Origin of the sequence: Aeromonas sp. Lyrl_2 (assembly GCF_051948815.1) — a bacterium.
Classification (GTDB): Bacteria; Pseudomonadota; Gammaproteobacteria; order Enterobacterales; family Aeromonadaceae; genus Aeromonas; species Aeromonas veronii.
In genome coordinates, this window is record NZ_JAYJLJ010000013.1 from 65,423 (window position 1) to 81,923 (window position 16,501).

The following is a 16,501-nucleotide window of genomic DNA, read 5'->3' on the forward strand; positions in this document are numbered from 1 at the left end:
GCACCGTGTGTGCCGCGCCTTGTCTATGCCGTCCGATGCCCTCCGATCCGGGCAATGCGGAGCTGATCGCAGGTTTGCGCCGCTCGGGATCAGCAGGTGCGCTGATGGCCGACGGCGCAAATAGCAAAGCGCCAACCCTTGGGTCGGCGCTTTGCTTGTTGCAGTCAGACGGGGTAGAAGCGTGCGGGACTGGCATTACCGCGCTTACTTGTCTGCCTTGCCAGCGGCATCGGCAAGTTTGGCCAGCTGTTTGTCATACCAGGCCACCGGACGGTTCTCATCTTCCGCACGCTCCTTGCGCCTGATGGCGTTGCGCACCGCCATGGCGCCCAGCCAGCGAAACGGCTCGGGCGGAAAATAGCCGCGCGGGCCGCTGACCAGGGCGCAGTCGCGCCACGGCTTGTCTGATTCCCGCACTTCATCGCGCACCAAGGCTGCCAGGATCTGGCCGCCGATCCAGCTCTGCGCCACCCCGTTGCCGGAATAGCCGAGGCCATAGACGATATTGGGCTGCCCTCGCCAGTGGCCGAAGAAGGGGAGGCCATCTACCGAGCGGTCGGAGGCGCCGCACCAGCTGGCGGCGATGGGCACCTCTTTGAGCGCCGGAAAGAAGCGGCGCAGGGTGCGGGTGAGAGGGGCAAGATAACGGCTCGGCGCATCGAACTCGGCCAGATGGCGGTTGGCAAAGGCGAAGGTGTTGCCCCCCTTGCCCAGCATCAGCCGCCCTTGCGGGGTCGAGCGGTAGTAGTGGACAAAGGTGCGGCCATCCACCACGGAGCGGCCGTGCGCAAGCTGCTGGGCAGCCAGTGCATCCGGCGCGGGGTCGGTTATCACCATATCGGAGGAGACCAGCACTATGCTGCGGCGAAACTCGCGAAAGTGCTGCACCATGGCGCTGTTGAGGGCCAGCACCACCTTGCGGGCACGCACCTCACCCTGCGGTGTCTGTACCCGTGCAGGCTGGCCCGCCTCAAGGCGCTGCATGGGGGAGTGCTCATAGACCTCGACCCCCAGTTCCCGAGCTACCCGCAGCAGGCCGCGCACCAAGAGCGCCGGTTGCACCGAGCCCGCGTGGGGGCTGTAGAGCCCCTCCAGATGAACGTGGGAGCCGCTCTGGCTCGCCAGTTCACCCTCTTCAATCGCCTGCCACTGGTTAAGGTCGGCGCGCTTGAGTTCCCGCAATACCGGCTCCATCAGGCCGCGCTGTGCCTCGCTGGTGGCAGTGTAGCAGGTGCCCTCGACCCTCAGCTCTGCCTCTATGTTGTGCGTTTCGCAGAAGCGGGCGATCTCGTGTACCGCCTGCTCGGATTTTTGTACCAGCCAGGCAGCCTGCTGCTCGCCAAAGAGGCGTTTTAAGGTCAGGTATTTGGCCGACCAGGTGAGCAAACAGCCGCCGTTGCGTCCGGAGGCGCCGCTGCCGCAGCGATCTTTTTCCAGCACTATGACGTGCAGGTGGGGCTCGGTCTGTTTAAGGGCGATGGCGCTCCACAGCCCGGTAAAGCCGCCACCGACGATGCAGACATCGGCCTCGTGGTTGCCGACTAGGGGCGTGGGCGGTGCGGGTTGTTCGGCGGCGAGCGCTTCGGCCAGCCAGAAGGGGAGAGTGGACATGATGACTCCTCGATAAGGTTATTGGTGGCGCCAGCGCTGGGTGCTATCCAGCAGGGCGCGACTTAAAAAGAGCTGGAGCAGCTTGACGGTGGCGGCGGCCAGCAGGATCAGGGTGGCCATGGCGGCGGCCGCGGCGGTATCGCCGGAATCCTCCATATTGAGCACGGCGATGGAGGCGAGCACGCTGTCGCTCGAATAGAGGAAGATCACCGCCGAGGTGGTGGTCATGGCGTTGACGAACAGATAGATGAAGATCTCCAGCAGTGCGGGCAGGGAGGCGGGCAGGGTGACTCGCCAGAACGCCTTCCAGAGCGGAATGCGCAGAGAAATGGCCACCAGCTCCAGCTCCTTGGGCAGTTGTTTCAGGCTGGTCAGCGCCGTCATATGACCCACGGTGTAGTAGTGGATGACGCAGGAGAGCACCATCAACGGCAGGGTGCCGTATAGGCCGCCAAAGAGCGGATTGCCGTTGAAAAAGAAGATGTAACCCAGCCCCAGCACCATGCCGGGCACCGCCAGCGACAGCATGGCAAGCAGATGCAACAGCTGGCGAAGCGGCGCAAAGTGGCGCCCCTTCTCCTGCGCCCAGGCCAGCACCATCACCAGCACGGTACCGATAAGCGCGGTATAGAGGCCAAGTTGCAAGGTGTTGGTAAAGGGCTGCCAACCGTAGACGCTGTTGCTGTCAAAGGCGTAGTGATCCAGCGTCAGCTCGAGGTTGTAGGGCCAGAACTGCACCAGGGAGCCGTAAACGGCCATCCCCACCAGCGCCAGAAACAGCAGGGCCCAGAGCGTGCACCAGCCGAGCGCCAGCAGGTCACGCAGCCGATGGGGTTTGGGCTGATAGGGCACCGCCTTGGTGCTGCTCTGCTCCTGCATCTTGCTGCGTACCCTGTGCTCCAGGGCAAAGCTCAACAGTGCCGGCAGCAGCAGGGTGACGCTGGCAACGGCGCCGAGGGAGAAGTTCTGCATCCCGATCACCTGCCGGTAGATATCGGTAGCCAGCACGCTGTACTGGCCGCCAATCACCTTGGCAACCCCGAAGTCGCAGATGGTGAGGGTGAAGACGGCGATGGCGGCGCTGAGCAGGCCATAACGGGCGGTAGGCAGGGTGACGGTGACAAAGGTGCGCCAGCCGCTGCTGCCCAGCACCCGGGAGGCTTCATAGAGGCGGGCATCGCTCTGACCGAACGCCGTGATAAGGATCATCAGGGCGTGGGGGAAGCACCAGAAGCCAAGGCCAATGACGATGCCGATGGGGCCGTAGATGCTCTCGCCGCCGAGCAGCCCCTTGGCGATCCCCTGATTGCCAAACCAGTAGACCAGACTGATGGCGGGCAACAGGGAGGGCATCAACAGCGGGATCAAACCGATGAGGCGAAACAGGGGCTTGCCCGGCATACAGGTACGGGTGAGGGCGTAGGCGTAGCCAAAGGCGATGGTCACCACCAGCGCGGTGATCAGCACCCCGAGCCAGAGGGTGTTGCCGATGGTGCGCCCCAGATGAGGGGAGTCGAAGTAGGCGCTGAAGTTGGCAAGGCCCACCCAGAGGCCGTTCTCATCCTGCAGGCTCTTTTGCAGCATGGTGAGCAGCGGCAGCAGCAGACCGCCGGTGAGCAGGGCAATGCCGAGCACCAGCAGGATCAGTTGCAGCAGATGATCCCGGCTCCAGCCGCGACAGAGCCGCTGCCAGCGAGAGTCTTGGCGGGCTGTCGCTGGCGGCAACAGGGAGGAGGTCGCAAGGGGGGCTGTCATGGGCGCTCTCCTTCAAACAGCTGCATCGCTCCGGCGGGCCAGTGCAGCGAGCAGCGCATGCCGCTGCGCCAGCCACCCTGTTCGTGGCGGGGTAGCTCGTGGGTCGGGCGCTCCACCAGAATTTGCTGTGGGCCCAGATAGGTGTCGGCGGTGCAGATAAGACGCTGGGCGGCGCCGAGAAACTCCACCTGATCGATGGTTGCTTCAACGCCATGTTGGCCAAGATACGGCTCGCTCGGCGCACTCAGGGTGATTGCCTCGGGGCGGATCGCCACCTGCAATTTGCTGCCGGCTGCGGCCTGATTGGCGAGTTGCAGCGGTTGTTCGTTGAGGCGCACCTGAGTGGGGCTCAGCACCAGGGTCTCGAGGAAGTTCATGGTGCCGACGAAGCTTGCCACGAAGCGGCTGGCAGGCTGGTGGTAGATCTCCTGCGGGGTGCCCACCTGTACGATGCGGCCGCCCTCCATCACCACGATGCGATCGGCCATGGTCAGCGCCTCTTCCTGATCGTGGGTCACCATGATGGTGGTGATGCCAAGGCGCTGCTGCAGAGCACGGATCTCGCTGCGAAGATGGGTGCGCACCAGCGCATCCAGCGCGCTGAGCGGTTCGTCCAGCAGCAGCAGGCCGGGGGAGAGGGCCAAGGCCCGAGCCAGCGCCACCCGCTGCTGCTGGCCGCCTGAGATCTGGCTCGGGTATTTGTGGGACTGGGCAGTGAGATCCACCAGCCCCAGCCAGTGATCGACCCGCTCCTTGATGAGATCCCGCGCCAGCCCCTGATTCTCAAGGCCGAAGGCGATGTTCTGGGCCACCGTCAAGTTGGGGAAGAGGGCATAGGACTGAAACACGATGCCAAAATCGCGCTCCTGGGGCGGCAGGCGGGAGATATTGCGCCCCCCTTGCCAGATCTCGCCGTTGTCCGGTAGATCCAGCCCGGCGATGGCTCTGAGCAGGGTGGTTTTGCCGCAGCCGGAGGGGCCGAGAAAGCAGATAAACTCCCCCGGCTCAATGGTCAGAGAGATCCCCTTGAGGGCCTGAAAAGCACCGAACTGCTTGTTGAGATGTTGAATATCCAGATAGGGCTGGGTCATGGTTCGACTCGCTACTGATTTGGTATATACCAGTTTGCGGGTGAAGTGTGACGGTCAGGTGATCGGGGGATGACAGCTTAATGACAGTCAAATGAGATCGGGTCGCCAGCAAGTGGTTGGGCCCTGTGTGGATGGGCGAAGCGTCGCTAATTGAAGGCAATACACACTCGGGAAGTTAAAACCAAAAAGCGAAGGCCAACAGCTGTTGGCCTTCGACTGGCAGTTTATTGGCAGGGGTGTGTCTGGCGTGAACAAACCGCTGCCCTTCACGCTTACTGCTTGGCTTCGGTCTTGCCGTCGAAGCTGGCGCTCCACTGGGCGAGGATGGTGTTGCGCTCGCGGGCTGCCCAGCCAAAGTCGTTGTCGATCATCTGGCCCTTGATGTTGGCAGGATAGCCGGCTCTGGGCTTGGCCACATCCGGAATGGCGACCACTGCGAACGACTTGTTGTAGAGGGCGTTGGCCTGCTCGGTGGCGGCAAAGTCGAGCAGCTGTTTGGCGGCATCCAGCTTGGGGGTGCCCTTGATGATGGCGGCAGCTTCCATGTCCCAGCCCGAACCCTCTTTCGGGAATACCACCTCGATGGGGGCACCCTTGGCCTTGAGGCTGGTGGCCGGGAAGTCGAAGGAGATCCCGATCACCGTCTCGCCGCTGGCGGCCAGCTTGCAGGGGGCGGAGCCCGAGTGGGTGTAACGGTCGATGTTCTGGTGCAGGCCGTTCATAAATTGCCAGCCCTGCTGCTCGCCCATGGTCTGCAGCCAGCCCGCAACGCTCAGGTAACCGGTGCCGGATGAGCTGGGGTTGGGCATGATCACCTTGCCCTTGTAGATGGGCTTGGTGAGGTCGGCCCAGCTGGTGGGCGCCGGGATCCCCTGTTTCTCCGCCTCTACCTTGTTGAAGCAGATGGCGCTGAAGAAGGCATCCAGACCGATCCAGTGCGGCTCGGCCTTGCTGTCGCGAAAGCGGCTGTCGAGCTTATCCAGCCCTTTCGGTGCATAGGCATTGAGCATCTGCTGCTGATCGAGCTGCATCAGGCTGGTCGCCGCCAGTCCCCATACCACATCCGCTTTGGGCTGGGCTTTTTCTGCCAGCAAGCGGGCGGTGACCACGCCGGTGGAGTCACGCACCCACTTGATATTGATGTCCGGATGCTGGCGCTCGAACGCGGTTTTCAGCTCGCTGAGCTGCTCCGGTTCGAAGGCGGTATAGACGGTGAGGTCGGTTGCGGCCAGTGCCGGGGCTGTCATGGTAGCCAGCACGGTGGCGGCCAGCAGATGGGTTCCCTGTTTCATCCTCTTCTCCATATAAGTTGGCTTGGTATAAACCAGATTGGTTGAGAGAGAGGCTAGGGGATCTTTATGACGTGACCGTGACGGCCCCGTGACGTTTTGCTGTTCCTGATGTGTCCGCGATTAATCCTGGGTATCCACCTCGATCTCCAGACTGTCGTGGCGCCAGTACTCCAGATCGAAGTCGAGCACCCGACCGTGCTGATCGAAGTTGAGTCGCTCGAGGCGCAGGGCGGGCAGACCGGCGGTGGCCCCCAGCGCCTTGGCCACCTCATCCGGCAGGGCGGTGGGGAAGAAGCGCACCTGCATGCGGGCGTAGTGAAGATCGTAATGGGCCTGGTAGATCTCGGTCAGGCTGCCGTTGAGATCCAGCTCCAGCAGGCCGGGCACCCGCTCAGGCAGGCAGTGGTTCTCGCAGTAGCAGATGGCACGCCCGTTGGCGTAGCGCAGCCGTTTGAGCAGAAACAGGCTGTCGAACGGCTTGAGCTGCAACTGCGCCATCAACGCGGGCGGCACTGCCTGGCGGCTTTTCTCCAGCAGCTCGGTGCGCGGCTCACCCCCTTGCTCCCGCACTATCTGGTGAAAGTTGGAGGTGCGTCTGGGGTTCAAGCGAAAGCGCGGCGGGGTGACGAACCAGCCGCGGCGATCCTCCCGATAGATAAGGCCGTTCGCCTCCAGCTGCACCAGTGCCTCGCGGATGGTAACCCGGGTGGTGCCATAGAGTTCCCCCAGCAGTCGCTCGGAGGGGAGCTTGTCATTGGAAGCCAGCCCCCCCGCCAGGATCTGGTTTGCGAGGGCATCCTTGATCTGCAGATATTGCGGTTTGCTCATGAAAATCCCTGGTTTTGCAATAAGTTGTGCAATGAGTTGGGCAATGGGCTGGGCACAGGGCAGGTCATCTGCCCGGTCGTTAAAGGGCAACATCAACATGCGTTGGTAGATACCAGCATCGCCCCTGTTGTTCAGGCTTCCTAGATTATCGCGATCCCGGCGCTGAAAATGAATTTTTTGTTGCACGTAGCGCCACCCCTTTGACCTTGGCTGGGCAGTTACCCACAATGCGCTCATTCTGGTATATACCAAAAGGAGCGAAGTCATGACCCATATCCCTGCGGCTCCCGCCGCCGTTGATTACCTGCTGCTGACCCCGGGCCCCCTCTCGACCACCGCCACGGTGCGTGCCGCCATGCTGCAAGACAGCTGCACCTGGGATGCGGACTACAACCAGGGCGTGGTGGAGCCCATCCGCCGCGAGCTGGTGCGCCTCGCCACCGGCCCTGAATATGAAAGTGACTACAGCGCCGTCTTGCTGCAGGGGAGCGGCAGCTATGTGGTGGAGAGCGTACTGGGCTCGGCGATAGGCGTCGATGAGTGTCTGCTGATCATCAACAACGGCGCCTACGGTGCCCGCATGGGGGAGATGGCCCGCTGCCTTGGCCTGCGGCACCACGAGCTGGATTGCGGCGAGACGACCCGCCCGGAGCCCGCCGCCATCGAGGCGATGCTGGCGCGCCACCCCGAGATCACCCATCTGGCCATGGTGCACTGCGAGACCACCACCGGCATGCTCAACCCCCTTGAGGAGGTAGCTGAGCTCTGCCAGCGCCGCGGCATTCGCCTGATCGTCGATGCCATGAGCAGCTTTGGCGGTATCCCCATCGACATGGAGCGCCTTGGCATCGAGTTTCTTATCAGTTCGGCCAACAAGTGCATTCAGGGGGTACCGGGTTTTGGTTTTGTTATCGCTCGCCGTGCCGCGTTGGCGGCCTGTGCCGGGCGCGCCCGCTCTGTCTCCCTCGACCTGCATGCCCAGTGGCAGACCATGGAGCAGCAGGGGGGCAAGTGGCGCTTTACCTCGCCCACCCATACCGTGCTTGCCTTTGCCCAGGCCCTGCGCGAGCTGGACGAAGAGGGGGGCATTGAAGCCCGCCATCAGCGCTACAGCGAGAATCAGCGCACGCTGGTGGCGGGGATGGCTGCCCTCGGATTTGCGCCACTGCTGCCAGAACAGTGGCAATCTCCCATCATCACCGCCTTCTACTCTCCGGCCCACCCTGACTACCGCTTCGCCGATTTCTACCAGCGGCTCAAGGCGCAGGGCTTTGTCATCTATCCGGGCAAGGTCTCCCAGGCCGATTGCTTCCGTATCGGCAATATCGGCGACGTGACCCCTGAGCGGGTGCGCAGCTTGCTCGCCGCCATGGCCAGCGCCTGCTACTGGCAAGGGGGCGCGCGATGACCAGCATGCTGGCTCAGGGTCGTGATCTGCGTGGCCGCGATTTGCATGACCATAAGCTACACGGCAGCGGCCGTGCCGACAGCGAAGGGGATATCAACCTCGGCGAGGGGCGGGCGCGTTGGTGGGCGGGCCAGAGCGAAGATGTACGGGCCGGATTGGCGGAGGATAGCCGCTACTTCCTCCATCAGGCCCTCTCCACCCCCTGTCTGGATCTGCTTGAGGGGGCGCAGGGGAGCTGGTTGACCAGTGTATCGGGCAAGCGCTACCTCGATTTTCACGGCAACAACGTTCATCAGCTGGGTCACGGTCACCCCAGGGTGGTGGCTGCGGTGCAGCAGCAACTCGCCGATCTGCCGTTCGCGCCCCGCCGCTACACCCATCAGGTTGCCATCGACTGCGCCCGCTCCCTGGCCGAGCTGGCCCCCGGCGATCTTAACCGGGTACTGTTCGCCCCCGGCGGCAGCGAGGTGGTGGGGATTGCCCTGAAGCTTGCCCGTTTCATCACCGGCAACAGCAAGGTGGTGTCCCTGTGGGATGCCTTTCACGGCGCCTCCCTCGATGCCATCTCGGTCGGCGGCGAGGCCTGTTTTCGCGCCGGTATGGGCCCGCTGATGGCCGGAGTGGAGCGCATCCCGCCGCCCACCCGTTATCGCGGCGTCTGGTATCGCGGGGAGGGGGATGATGTGCACTATGCCGATTATCTGGAGTACGTCATCGAGAAGGAGGGAGGAATAGGCGCCTTTATCGCCGAACCTATCCGCAACACCGATGTGCAGGTGCCCTCGAAGGCCTACTGGCAGCGGGTGCGGGAGATCTGCGATCGCCACAAGGTGCTGCTGATCGTCGACGAGATCCCCAATGCCCTGGGGCGCACCGGCCACTGGTTCAGCTTTGAAGAGTTCGGCATCGAGCCCGACATCATCTGTCTGGGCAAGGGGCTGGGGGGCGGGGTAGTGCCGTTTGCAGCTCTCATCACCCGCGACCGGTTCAATCAGGCAGCAGCTATTTCACTCGGTCACTACACCCACGAGAAGAGCCCTATCGGCTGCGCGGCTGCGCTCGCTACCATCAGTACCATCCGCGAAGAGGGGTTGCTGGCAAAAGCGCAGGAGGATGGCCGTTTTATGGCGGCCGAGCTCGGCAAGTTGGCCGAACGTCACCCGCTGATCGGGCAGGTGCGCGGTATCGGTATGCTTTGGGCGCTCGATCTGGTGGTCGATCACCAGAGTCGTGCCCGCAATAGCCAGGCTGCCGAACGGCTGCTCTACCGCTGTCTGGAGCTGGGGCTCAGCTTCAAGGTCTCCCAGGGCAACGTTATCCAGCTCTCGCCACCGCTCAATATCGCCCGCGCCGATCTGGTGCGCGCCATTTCCACTCTCGATCGCGCATTGGGCGAGATCGCACTTTCACCGAAACAGGAACATCACCATGACTGACTTGCAGACTGCCATCGACCCGACCACCGACGTGGAGGCGCTGATCCTCGACTGGGCCGGCACCGTCGTCGATTTCGGCTCCTTCGCCCCCACCTCCATCTTCGTCGAGGCCTTAGCCCGCGCCTATGACTTCACCGTGACCCTGGACGAAGCACGCCAGCCCATGGGCCTTGGCAAGTGGGATCATATCGCCGCGCTGGGCCGTCTGCCCTCGGTGGATGCGCGTTGGCTGGCTCGCTTCGGCCACCCCATGAGCCATGCCGAGGTGGACCACATTTATCACACCTTTATGCCGCTGCAGATTGCCGCCGTGACCCGCTTTGCCACCCCCATCCCCGGTGTGCTGCCGGTGTTGGACGCTCTGCGGGTGCAGGGGATGAAAATCGGCTCCTGCTCCGGTTATCCCCGTCCTGTGATGGAGGCGCTGGTGCCTGCGGCGGCCGATCACGGCTATCGCCCGGATCACTGGGTCGCTACCGATGACCTCAAAGCTGGTGGTCGCCCCGGCCCCTGGATGGCGCTGGCCAACGTGATTGAGCTCGGGGTGAGCGCGGTGCATCGCTGTATCAAGGTGGATGACGCCGTACCCGGCATCAGCGAAGGGCTGAACGCGGGCATGTGGACGGTGGGGCTGTCTGTCTCCGGCAACGAGTTTGGTGCCACCTGGGAAGAGTTTGCCGCCATGAGCGAGGCGGAGATCGCCGCCCGGCGTGCACCGGCCGAGGCCAAACTGCGGGCGGCGGGGGCGCACTATGTGATTGATACCCTGGCCGACATCGCCCCGGTTATCGCTGATATCAACCGCCGTCTGGCCGCTGGCGAGCGGCCGTAGGCCATCTGCTTGGTCTAACAAAAGCGCTTGGCTGGCTTTAGATATAACACGCCCCCATCCGGGGGCGTGTTGCATCTACAGGGGGAAGCCGTGCGCGGTCAGCGGATATCGATCCGCATCAGGGGAGAGGGGGCGTTGTCGACAAAGTGGTGCCAGATATGGTCGTAGAGCGCCTTCTGGCCCGGGAAACTCACCAGCGCCTTGGCCTCGGCCAGGGAACACCAGCGATAGTCTGTGTGCTCATTGTTGAGGGTCACCGCCTGATTGGGCGGGCAATAGACCACAAAGACCGGCACCACCTCCACCGTATTCAAGGCGGCATCGTAAAACTGCTCCAGATACTGGCCGTTGTAGAGCTCGGTGACCCGGATACCTGTCTCTTCGCCAAACTCCCGAATAATGGTCTGCCACCCGGTTTCACCCGCCTCCACCGTACCCGCCACATGACACCAGAAGCCCCCCTTGACCCGTTTCATCACCAGCAATCTGGTTTCGCCATCGACAGTGGTAAGGGCAACGCCAGAGACGGCCTTGCAGCGAATGGGGATCATGATCTTCTCTCCAGATTTGGGCTCTGTAATCGCCACGAACAGTGTGAAGGCGTGTTAATTGAAATATGCCTCGGCGGGCAGGCCCATGACCTCTATTTCATTGAGGCCGCTTTTGGCCAGATAGTTGGCCACCAGATTGAACCCCACCCAGTAACCGGCATATTTGGGAAATGGCCGGTTATCACGGCAGTAGAAAAAGTCTAAAAAGTTGAACTGCTTGCTGGATAGATGGGGCGTCATCTCTGCCAGGAGCGATTGCCAGTCATGATGATAAGACTCCTTGAACAGCGAGGGGAGTGTGCCGCCATTGAACCTCTGCTCAAAGTAGCAGGCCAGCCCTTCAAAAATCAGGTTTTCGGCCAGTGTTTCTGCTTCCACCTTGTTCTTCTTTTGCACAATATGGTGGACTTCGTGGGCCAGCACGGCAGGCAATTCGGTGATGATCACCTCTTTGATATCAGGCCGTTCCAGATCAAGCTGGAGTTCTATCCGATACATGTTGATGGCCCAGCCACCGATACCCGAGTCGGGCGCATCCCCCTCGGCAAAAGGGCTGAAGGTGACATCCAGTTGGGAGAGATCGAACAAGGCATTCAATTTGTGCGCCGTCTCGGCAAAGACATGCCTAATGGTGTCATCGAGCCCATCGAATTTGCCCGAGTCGTTTAACAGGGTGAGTTGCATCCAGACATCCTTGTCTATTGAAAGAGAGTGCTGAGCCACTTGCGTGGTCGCGGCGCCATATCACCACGATTACCCTCCTTCAATCAAGGGGTTACCCGCCCATTATGCTTGCCGTCTGGATCGCCTCGATCAGCGCGGCCCGGTTGATGCGAGGGCGCTCGCCATCGAGCAGTTGCTGCCACAGCGCAATGGCCTGACTGTAGCGGCCATGCAGAAAGTGATCGGAGGCGAGCAGCATCAGGGCACTCACTTCCCCCGCGTCCTGCTTGAGGGCGCTCTCCAGCAGACGGGTTGCCTCAGGAGTCAGCTGCTGGCCCGCCTGATAGTAGAGCACGGTGGCCTGCGCGGCCTGGGTCGCTGCGCTGGCGCGCCCCTCCAGCAGCGCGAGGCGCTGATAAGCGAGCAGGGCGTTGTCATATTCGCCCCGATAGAGATAGAGCTGGCCGAGCGCCGCCCAGCTGTCGAGATCGGCGGGGTTGCGCTGAAGTTTCTGATGCAGACTCCCCAGCTCCTTGTCCTGCAGATCCCGCGGGCTCAACCCCGCCAGCGGATCGGGACGGGATGCATAATCCTGCCATGCCTGATAGCGGCCGCTGCTGAAATACACAGCGGCAACAGCCGCGATGACCAAGAGGCCAAGCAGCAACAAGGCCCGCCCGTGCCGGTTATTGCGACCGCGATTGTTATGCTGGTTGGCCAGTTGCACGCGCAGGGCCAGCTCAGCCGCCGGGATAGCGCTGGCCAGGCGGGTGGCGCTCAGCTCCCTGTAGAGTGGTTGGTCGGGGGAGAGGCCTGCCTGCTCCCCGTGCATGATCAGCAAATTCAATTCGCTGCGCGGGTCGGCGGCGGGTTGAGGGGTGGCCTCAACGAAAGCCTTAACGACAGGGATGGGTTGCGCCTTTGTGCGTGTGAGGCGGCGAAACAGGGTCAACAGCGCCAGCCCCAACAGCAGCAGGGGACCGCCCCACAGCAGCACCGTGCTGGCCTTTAAGGGGGGATCGTAGCGGACGAAATCGCCGAAGCGCTCCGTCATGCGGGCGATCACCTGCTCATCAGACTGCCCCTCGTCCACCCAGCGGTAGACCTCTAGCCGCAGATCCCGGGCGATGGGGGAATTGGACTCCACCAGATTCTGGTTCTGGCACTGGGGGCAGCGCAGGGCGCGGGCCAGCTCTTGCGCCCGATTTTGCAGCTCGGGGTGGCGAAACTGATAGGTATCGACCCCGCTGGAATATGCAGTTGTACTCAGCAGCATGCCGAGGGCCAGCAGGGTGCAGGCAAGAGAACGGCGCATCATGGCTGTGTCTCCCGAGCTGATATTGCAATAGCTGGTGCAGTAGTGGCGGCCTTTATCTGTGCGTCCGTTCGCGCCTGGTCGAGCAGGGGGGCAAACTGACGTTGCCAGATCCCTTTGGTAAGCTCGCCGGTATGGCGGGCGAGCAGGGCACCATCGGCATCAAAGAGATAGGTTTCCGGCGTGCCGTAGACGCCGAGCTCAAGGGCCAGTTTGCCGTCGGGGTCGGCCAGTATCGCGCGATAGGGGTTGCCCGCCTGGATAAGCCAAGCGCGGGCCGCATCCCCCATGTCCCGGTAGTTGAGACCGTAGAGGGGCACTGTTGCCGCGAGCTCGCTGAGCAACGGATGCTCGGCGCGGCAGTTGACGCACCAGCTGGCCCAGACGTTAAGCACAAAGGGCTCACCTTTGAGGCTGGCGGTCTGGATCCGACTCCCATCCAGCAGATTGTCGCTCTGCCACGTAGGCAGGGTACGTCCGAGCGTTGCCTCATCCTGGCTGTAGGGATTGTTGCCAAGGCCGAGCCAGAGCAGGATGCCGAGGCTCAGGGTCAGCAGCAGTGGAAGAAAGAGGCGCAGGCGGGATCTCATAACGCCTCCTGTTCGAGCCGGGGATGGGAGGTGCCACCCGCAACGAAACGAGAGGCTAGCAAGGGGCGACGGGCGAGCAGACGCAGGGTGCCGCCCGCCATCATCAACAGGCCGCCGAGCCAGATCCAGCGCACCAGCGGCTTGTAGTGCAGCCGCATGGCATAGGCATCTGGTCCCATCTTCTCACCCAGCACCACGTAGAGATCGCCAAACAGTCCCCACGCGATGCCGGGTTCATTCATGTTCATGGTGCGCACGCTGTAGTGGCGCCGCTCCGGCGTCAGCCGCGCCACCTCTTTACCGTGCTTATGCACGCTAAGCGTGATGCGCTCGGCGGTATAGTTGGGGCCGATCACCGGCTCGCGCCCCGCATAACGAAACTCGAAGGCACCGAGCGGGTAGGGCTGGTTGGCACTTAGCACAGTGCCTCCCTCCTGACTGTGGTGACTCACCTGCGCGATGCCGAGGGCACACACCGCCACCCCGAGGTGGGCCAGCAGGCTGCCGAACCGATTGAGGATGAACTCGCGCAGCGACGTCGGTTGCAAGAGCGGGAGCAACAGACTGGCCATCAGCCAGAGGCTCACCATATTGGCGAGAAGGCCAATCCAGCTACCGGAAAACGATCCCTGTTCCAGATAGGCAAGGCTAAGCAGTCCGCCGCCAAGCAGCCCAAACAGCGGCGGCAACAGAGCGTTGAGTCGGGAATGTGGCGCAAGCTGCTGCCAGCGCAGGCGCGGCAGTTGGGTCATCAGCGTCATCAGGCAGAGGGCCAGCGGCACGAAGATGGTATTGAAATAGGGGGCACCCACCGAGAGCGAGCCCAGATGGAGCGACTGGAACACCATGGGGTAGAAGGTGCCGAGCAGCACGCTGGCGCAGGCCACGCAGAGCAGCAGGATGGCGGCGCCGAGCAGCCCCTCCTTTGACAGCAAGCCAAAGCGGGCGTAGGGGGCGCGAATGTCCGCCCGCAGGGCAAACAGGGTGAGGGCGCAGGTTAACAGCAGCCCGAGCAGCAGCAACAGGGTGAGGCCGCGGCTGGGGTCCACCGCAAAGGCGTGCACCGAGGTGAGCACCCCGGAGCGCACCACAAAGGTGCCGAGCAGGCTCAAGGCAAAGGTAAAGATGGAGAGCAGCAGCACGGCATGACCATAGGCGCCGCGCTTCTCGCAGACAATCAGGGCGTGCAGCAGAGCGGTGCCGAGCAGCCAGGGTAAGAGGGAGGCATTTTCTACCGGATCCCAGAACCACCAGCCGCCCCAGCCCAGTTCGTAGTAGGCCCACCAGGAGCCCAGCACGATGCCAGCGGTGAGAAAGACCCAGGAGCCGAGCGCCCAGGGGCGACTCCAGTGAGCCACGGCGCCATCCAGTCTGCCCGAATGGAGCGCTGCCATGGCGAAGGCGAAGTTGACCGCAAAGCCGACGTAACCGAGGTAGAGCAGGGGCGGGTGGATGATAAGACCGATATCCTGCAGCATGGGGTTGAGATCGCGCCCCTCCAGCGGCCCCGGGAATTGGCGGTCAAACGGGCTGGAGAATATCAGGGTATAGAGGCCGAACAGCCCGACAATCAGCCCCATGATGGCCAGCACCCGGGCTGTGATCAGCTGATCGACCCGCCTGGAGCAAAGGGTCACCAGAGCGCCCCACAGCCCCAGCGCAAAGACGAAAAAGAGCATGGAGCCTTCATGGCCGCCCCACACCGCCGCCAGCTTGAAGCCCAGCGGCAGGGCACTGTTGGCGTGCTGGGCCACATAGCTGACGGTGAAATCATCCTGGCCAAAGCAGCTGGCGAGCAGCAGCAGGGAGGCCAATAGCAGGACGGCATTGATCAGCGCCAGCGGCTTGGCGCAGCGCAGCAGGGCCGGGGCGGCGTGCCGCAATCCCAGCCAGGGCAGGGTGCCCTGCAGCAAGGAGAGTGCCGCCGCCAGTAGCAGTGAGAGATAGCCAAGCTCCGCCAGCACACAACCTCCAGTCAATCATTCGTCTATGTTATGCCGCAGCGTCTGCACCGTACCGGCGCTGGGGGATAACATCCACATTCTTGGCAACAACTCATCGCAACAAATAAGCGCCAGTCACCCGAGGGTGGCTGGCGCTGGTGATCATACCGTTATACGACTGTCATCTGGCCGGCATAGAGCACAAAGTAGCGCAGCAGCAGGATCCCCACCAGGGTCAGGCTGCAGACCAGCACCAGATAGCTGTTTCTGGCCCGCAGCGGTGCGGGGGCCAGCAGGGCCAGCAACTGGGGCAGCAGCATGCCGATGCCCACCACCCCGAGCCAGAACACCTGAGCCCAGAAGCCGCTGCCGATGGCGGCCCACATGGCAGCCTCCTTCTGGCCGCCACCGAAGTAGAGGCCGGTAAAGAAGCAGACCAGCAGCAGCACCTCCACCGCCAGCACCGGCCGCTCGAAGCGGTGGACAAAGCTCACCCCCTGGCTGTGATGGTTCTCCTTGAACAGGGTGACCGCCAGCAAGATGGTGGAGGCGATGCCGGAGCTGACGCCGGAGATGAGGAACAGCACCGGCAGCACCGGGTTGTTCAACAGCGGATAGGTCTTGAGCGCCGACAGCAGAAAGCCGGTGTAGGCCCCCAGCAGCACGGCGAGTAGCAGCAACAGCGGTGCCAGCAGCCGCTCGATGCGGGCGAGCCAGCCAATCAGCCCATCCACAAAAGCGAACTTCTCTTTCAGCAACCGGTGGCGCATGGTCTCGATCTCGGTGCGAAACACCACCGCCAGCCAGGCGAACAGCACCGCCATATAGAGCTGAAACAGCATGACCCCCATCGACATCACGGAGTCGAACTGGTAGTGGAACATCAGCTTCCAGAAGGTCCAGGGGCGGGCCAGATGGAAGATAAGGATCAGCAGCCCCAATATCACGCTCGCTGGCGCCAGAATGGCAGTCGCCTTGATGATGCCGCTCTCGCTGCCTGCCCCATTGCGGCGCAGCAGCACCGAGAGGGTGGTGGCCCCGGCGGAGATGCCGAGCAGGAACAGATAGATAGCGATGGGCCAGTCCCAGACAAGGGAAGGGAAGTGAAATGCGTCATGCAACATGATCCATTCCTCCCTCTGTTACTGCGGTAGATGGCGATCGGACAAATCCCCAGACAAGGGAG

The 16,501-nt window shown here is 62.7% G+C and carries 14 protein-coding genes; 3 read left to right on the plus strand and 11 right to left on the minus strand.

The features are described from left to right. Positions 1-204: 204 nt before the first annotated feature. The 5 genes from VF684_RS13000 to phnR form a co-directional block, all read right to left on the minus strand. Entirely contained in the window at positions 205-1,611 is a 1,407-nt protein-coding gene (locus tag VF684_RS13000) for an FAD-dependent oxidoreductase (protein ID WP_139440596.1), read from the minus strand. An 18-nt stretch (positions 1,612-1,629) separates the two neighbouring features. Further along, complete coding sequence (locus tag VF684_RS13005; RefSeq protein ID WP_279459069.1) at positions 1,630-3,366, minus strand: putative 2-aminoethylphosphonate ABC transporter permease subunit; 1,737 nt, start codon at positions 3,364-3,366, stop codon at positions 1,630-1,632. After that, complete coding sequence (locus VF684_RS13010) at positions 3,363-4,457, minus strand: putative 2-aminoethylphosphonate ABC transporter ATP-binding protein (protein WP_201913649.1); 1,095 nt, start codon at positions 4,455-4,457, stop codon at positions 3,363-3,365. Before VF684_RS13010 ends, VF684_RS13005 begins: the two co-directional genes overlap by 4 nt. Positions 4,458-4,729: 272 nt before the next feature. Then, a complete protein-coding gene (locus tag VF684_RS13015; RefSeq protein WP_279459068.1) occupies positions 4,730-5,749 on the minus strand; it encodes a putative 2-aminoethylphosphonate ABC transporter substrate-binding protein in 1,020 nt (339 codons plus the stop codon). Positions 5,750-5,869: 120 nt separating this feature from the next. Continuing rightward, positions 5,870-6,577, minus strand: coding sequence for a phosphonate utilization transcriptional regulator PhnR (gene phnR / locus VF684_RS13020; RefSeq protein WP_181364079.1), 708 nt, complete (start codon positions 6,575-6,577; stop codon positions 5,870-5,872). Positions 6,578-6,842: 265 nt separating this feature from the next. Here phnR and phnW point away from each other — a divergent pair, with 265 nt between their 5' ends. From phnW to phnX, 3 genes are read left to right on the plus strand one after another with little or no spacing between them, the layout of a single operon-like run. Then, positions 6,843-7,985, plus strand: a complete 1,143-nt coding sequence (phnW, locus tag VF684_RS13025) for a 2-aminoethylphosphonate--pyruvate transaminase (RefSeq protein WP_139440601.1) — start codon at positions 6,843-6,845, stop codon at positions 7,983-7,985. Continuing rightward, positions 7,982-9,421 carry an aspartate aminotransferase family protein gene (locus tag VF684_RS13030; RefSeq protein ID WP_139440602.1) on the plus strand — a complete coding sequence of 480 codons (1,440 nt, stop codon included), beginning with the start codon at positions 7,982-7,984 and terminating at the stop codon, positions 9,419-9,421. The genes phnW and VF684_RS13030 overlap by 4 nt, the downstream gene beginning before the upstream one ends. Continuing rightward, positions 9,414-10,253 carry a phosphonoacetaldehyde hydrolase gene (gene phnX, locus VF684_RS13035; RefSeq protein ID WP_139440603.1) on the plus strand — a complete coding sequence of 280 codons (840 nt, stop codon included), beginning with the start codon at positions 9,414-9,416 and terminating at the stop codon, positions 10,251-10,253. Before VF684_RS13030 ends, phnX begins: the two co-directional genes overlap by 8 nt. A gap of 98 nt (positions 10,254-10,351) precedes the next feature. On the opposite strand, the gene VF684_RS13040 is transcribed toward phnX, so the two are convergent. The 6 genes from VF684_RS13040 to nrfD form a co-directional block, all read right to left on the minus strand. Beyond that, on the minus strand, positions 10,352-10,804 hold the full coding sequence (locus VF684_RS13040; protein WP_107684889.1) for an NUDIX hydrolase: 453 nt from the start codon (positions 10,802-10,804) through the stop codon (positions 10,352-10,354). Between the two features lie 54 nt (positions 10,805-10,858). Then, positions 10,859-11,488 carry a DUF2268 domain-containing putative Zn-dependent protease gene (locus tag VF684_RS13045; RefSeq protein WP_139440604.1) on the minus strand — a complete coding sequence of 210 codons (630 nt, stop codon included), beginning with the start codon at positions 11,486-11,488 and terminating at the stop codon, positions 10,859-10,861. Positions 11,489-11,579: 91 nt separating this feature from the next. Continuing rightward, entirely contained in the window at positions 11,580-12,785 is a 1,206-nt protein-coding gene (nrfF, locus tag VF684_RS13050) for a heme lyase NrfEFG subunit NrfF (RefSeq protein WP_139440605.1), read from the minus strand. Then, positions 12,782-13,372 carry a DsbE family thiol:disulfide interchange protein gene (locus VF684_RS13055; protein ID WP_279459062.1) on the minus strand — a complete coding sequence of 197 codons (591 nt, stop codon included), beginning with the start codon at positions 13,370-13,372 and terminating at the stop codon, positions 12,782-12,784. The genes nrfF and VF684_RS13055 overlap by 4 nt, the downstream gene beginning before the upstream one ends. Further along, positions 13,369-15,336 (minus strand): heme lyase NrfEFG subunit NrfE, encoded by a 1,968-nt coding sequence (gene nrfE, locus VF684_RS13060; RefSeq protein ID WP_279459060.1) that lies wholly within the window; start codon positions 15,334-15,336, stop codon positions 13,369-13,371. Before nrfE ends, VF684_RS13055 begins: the two co-directional genes overlap by 4 nt. A 149-nt stretch (positions 15,337-15,485) precedes the next feature. Further along, entirely contained in the window at positions 15,486-16,439 is a 954-nt protein-coding gene (gene nrfD / locus VF684_RS13065) for a cytochrome c nitrite reductase subunit NrfD (protein WP_139440608.1), read from the minus strand. Positions 16,440-16,501: the final 62 nt, after the last annotated feature.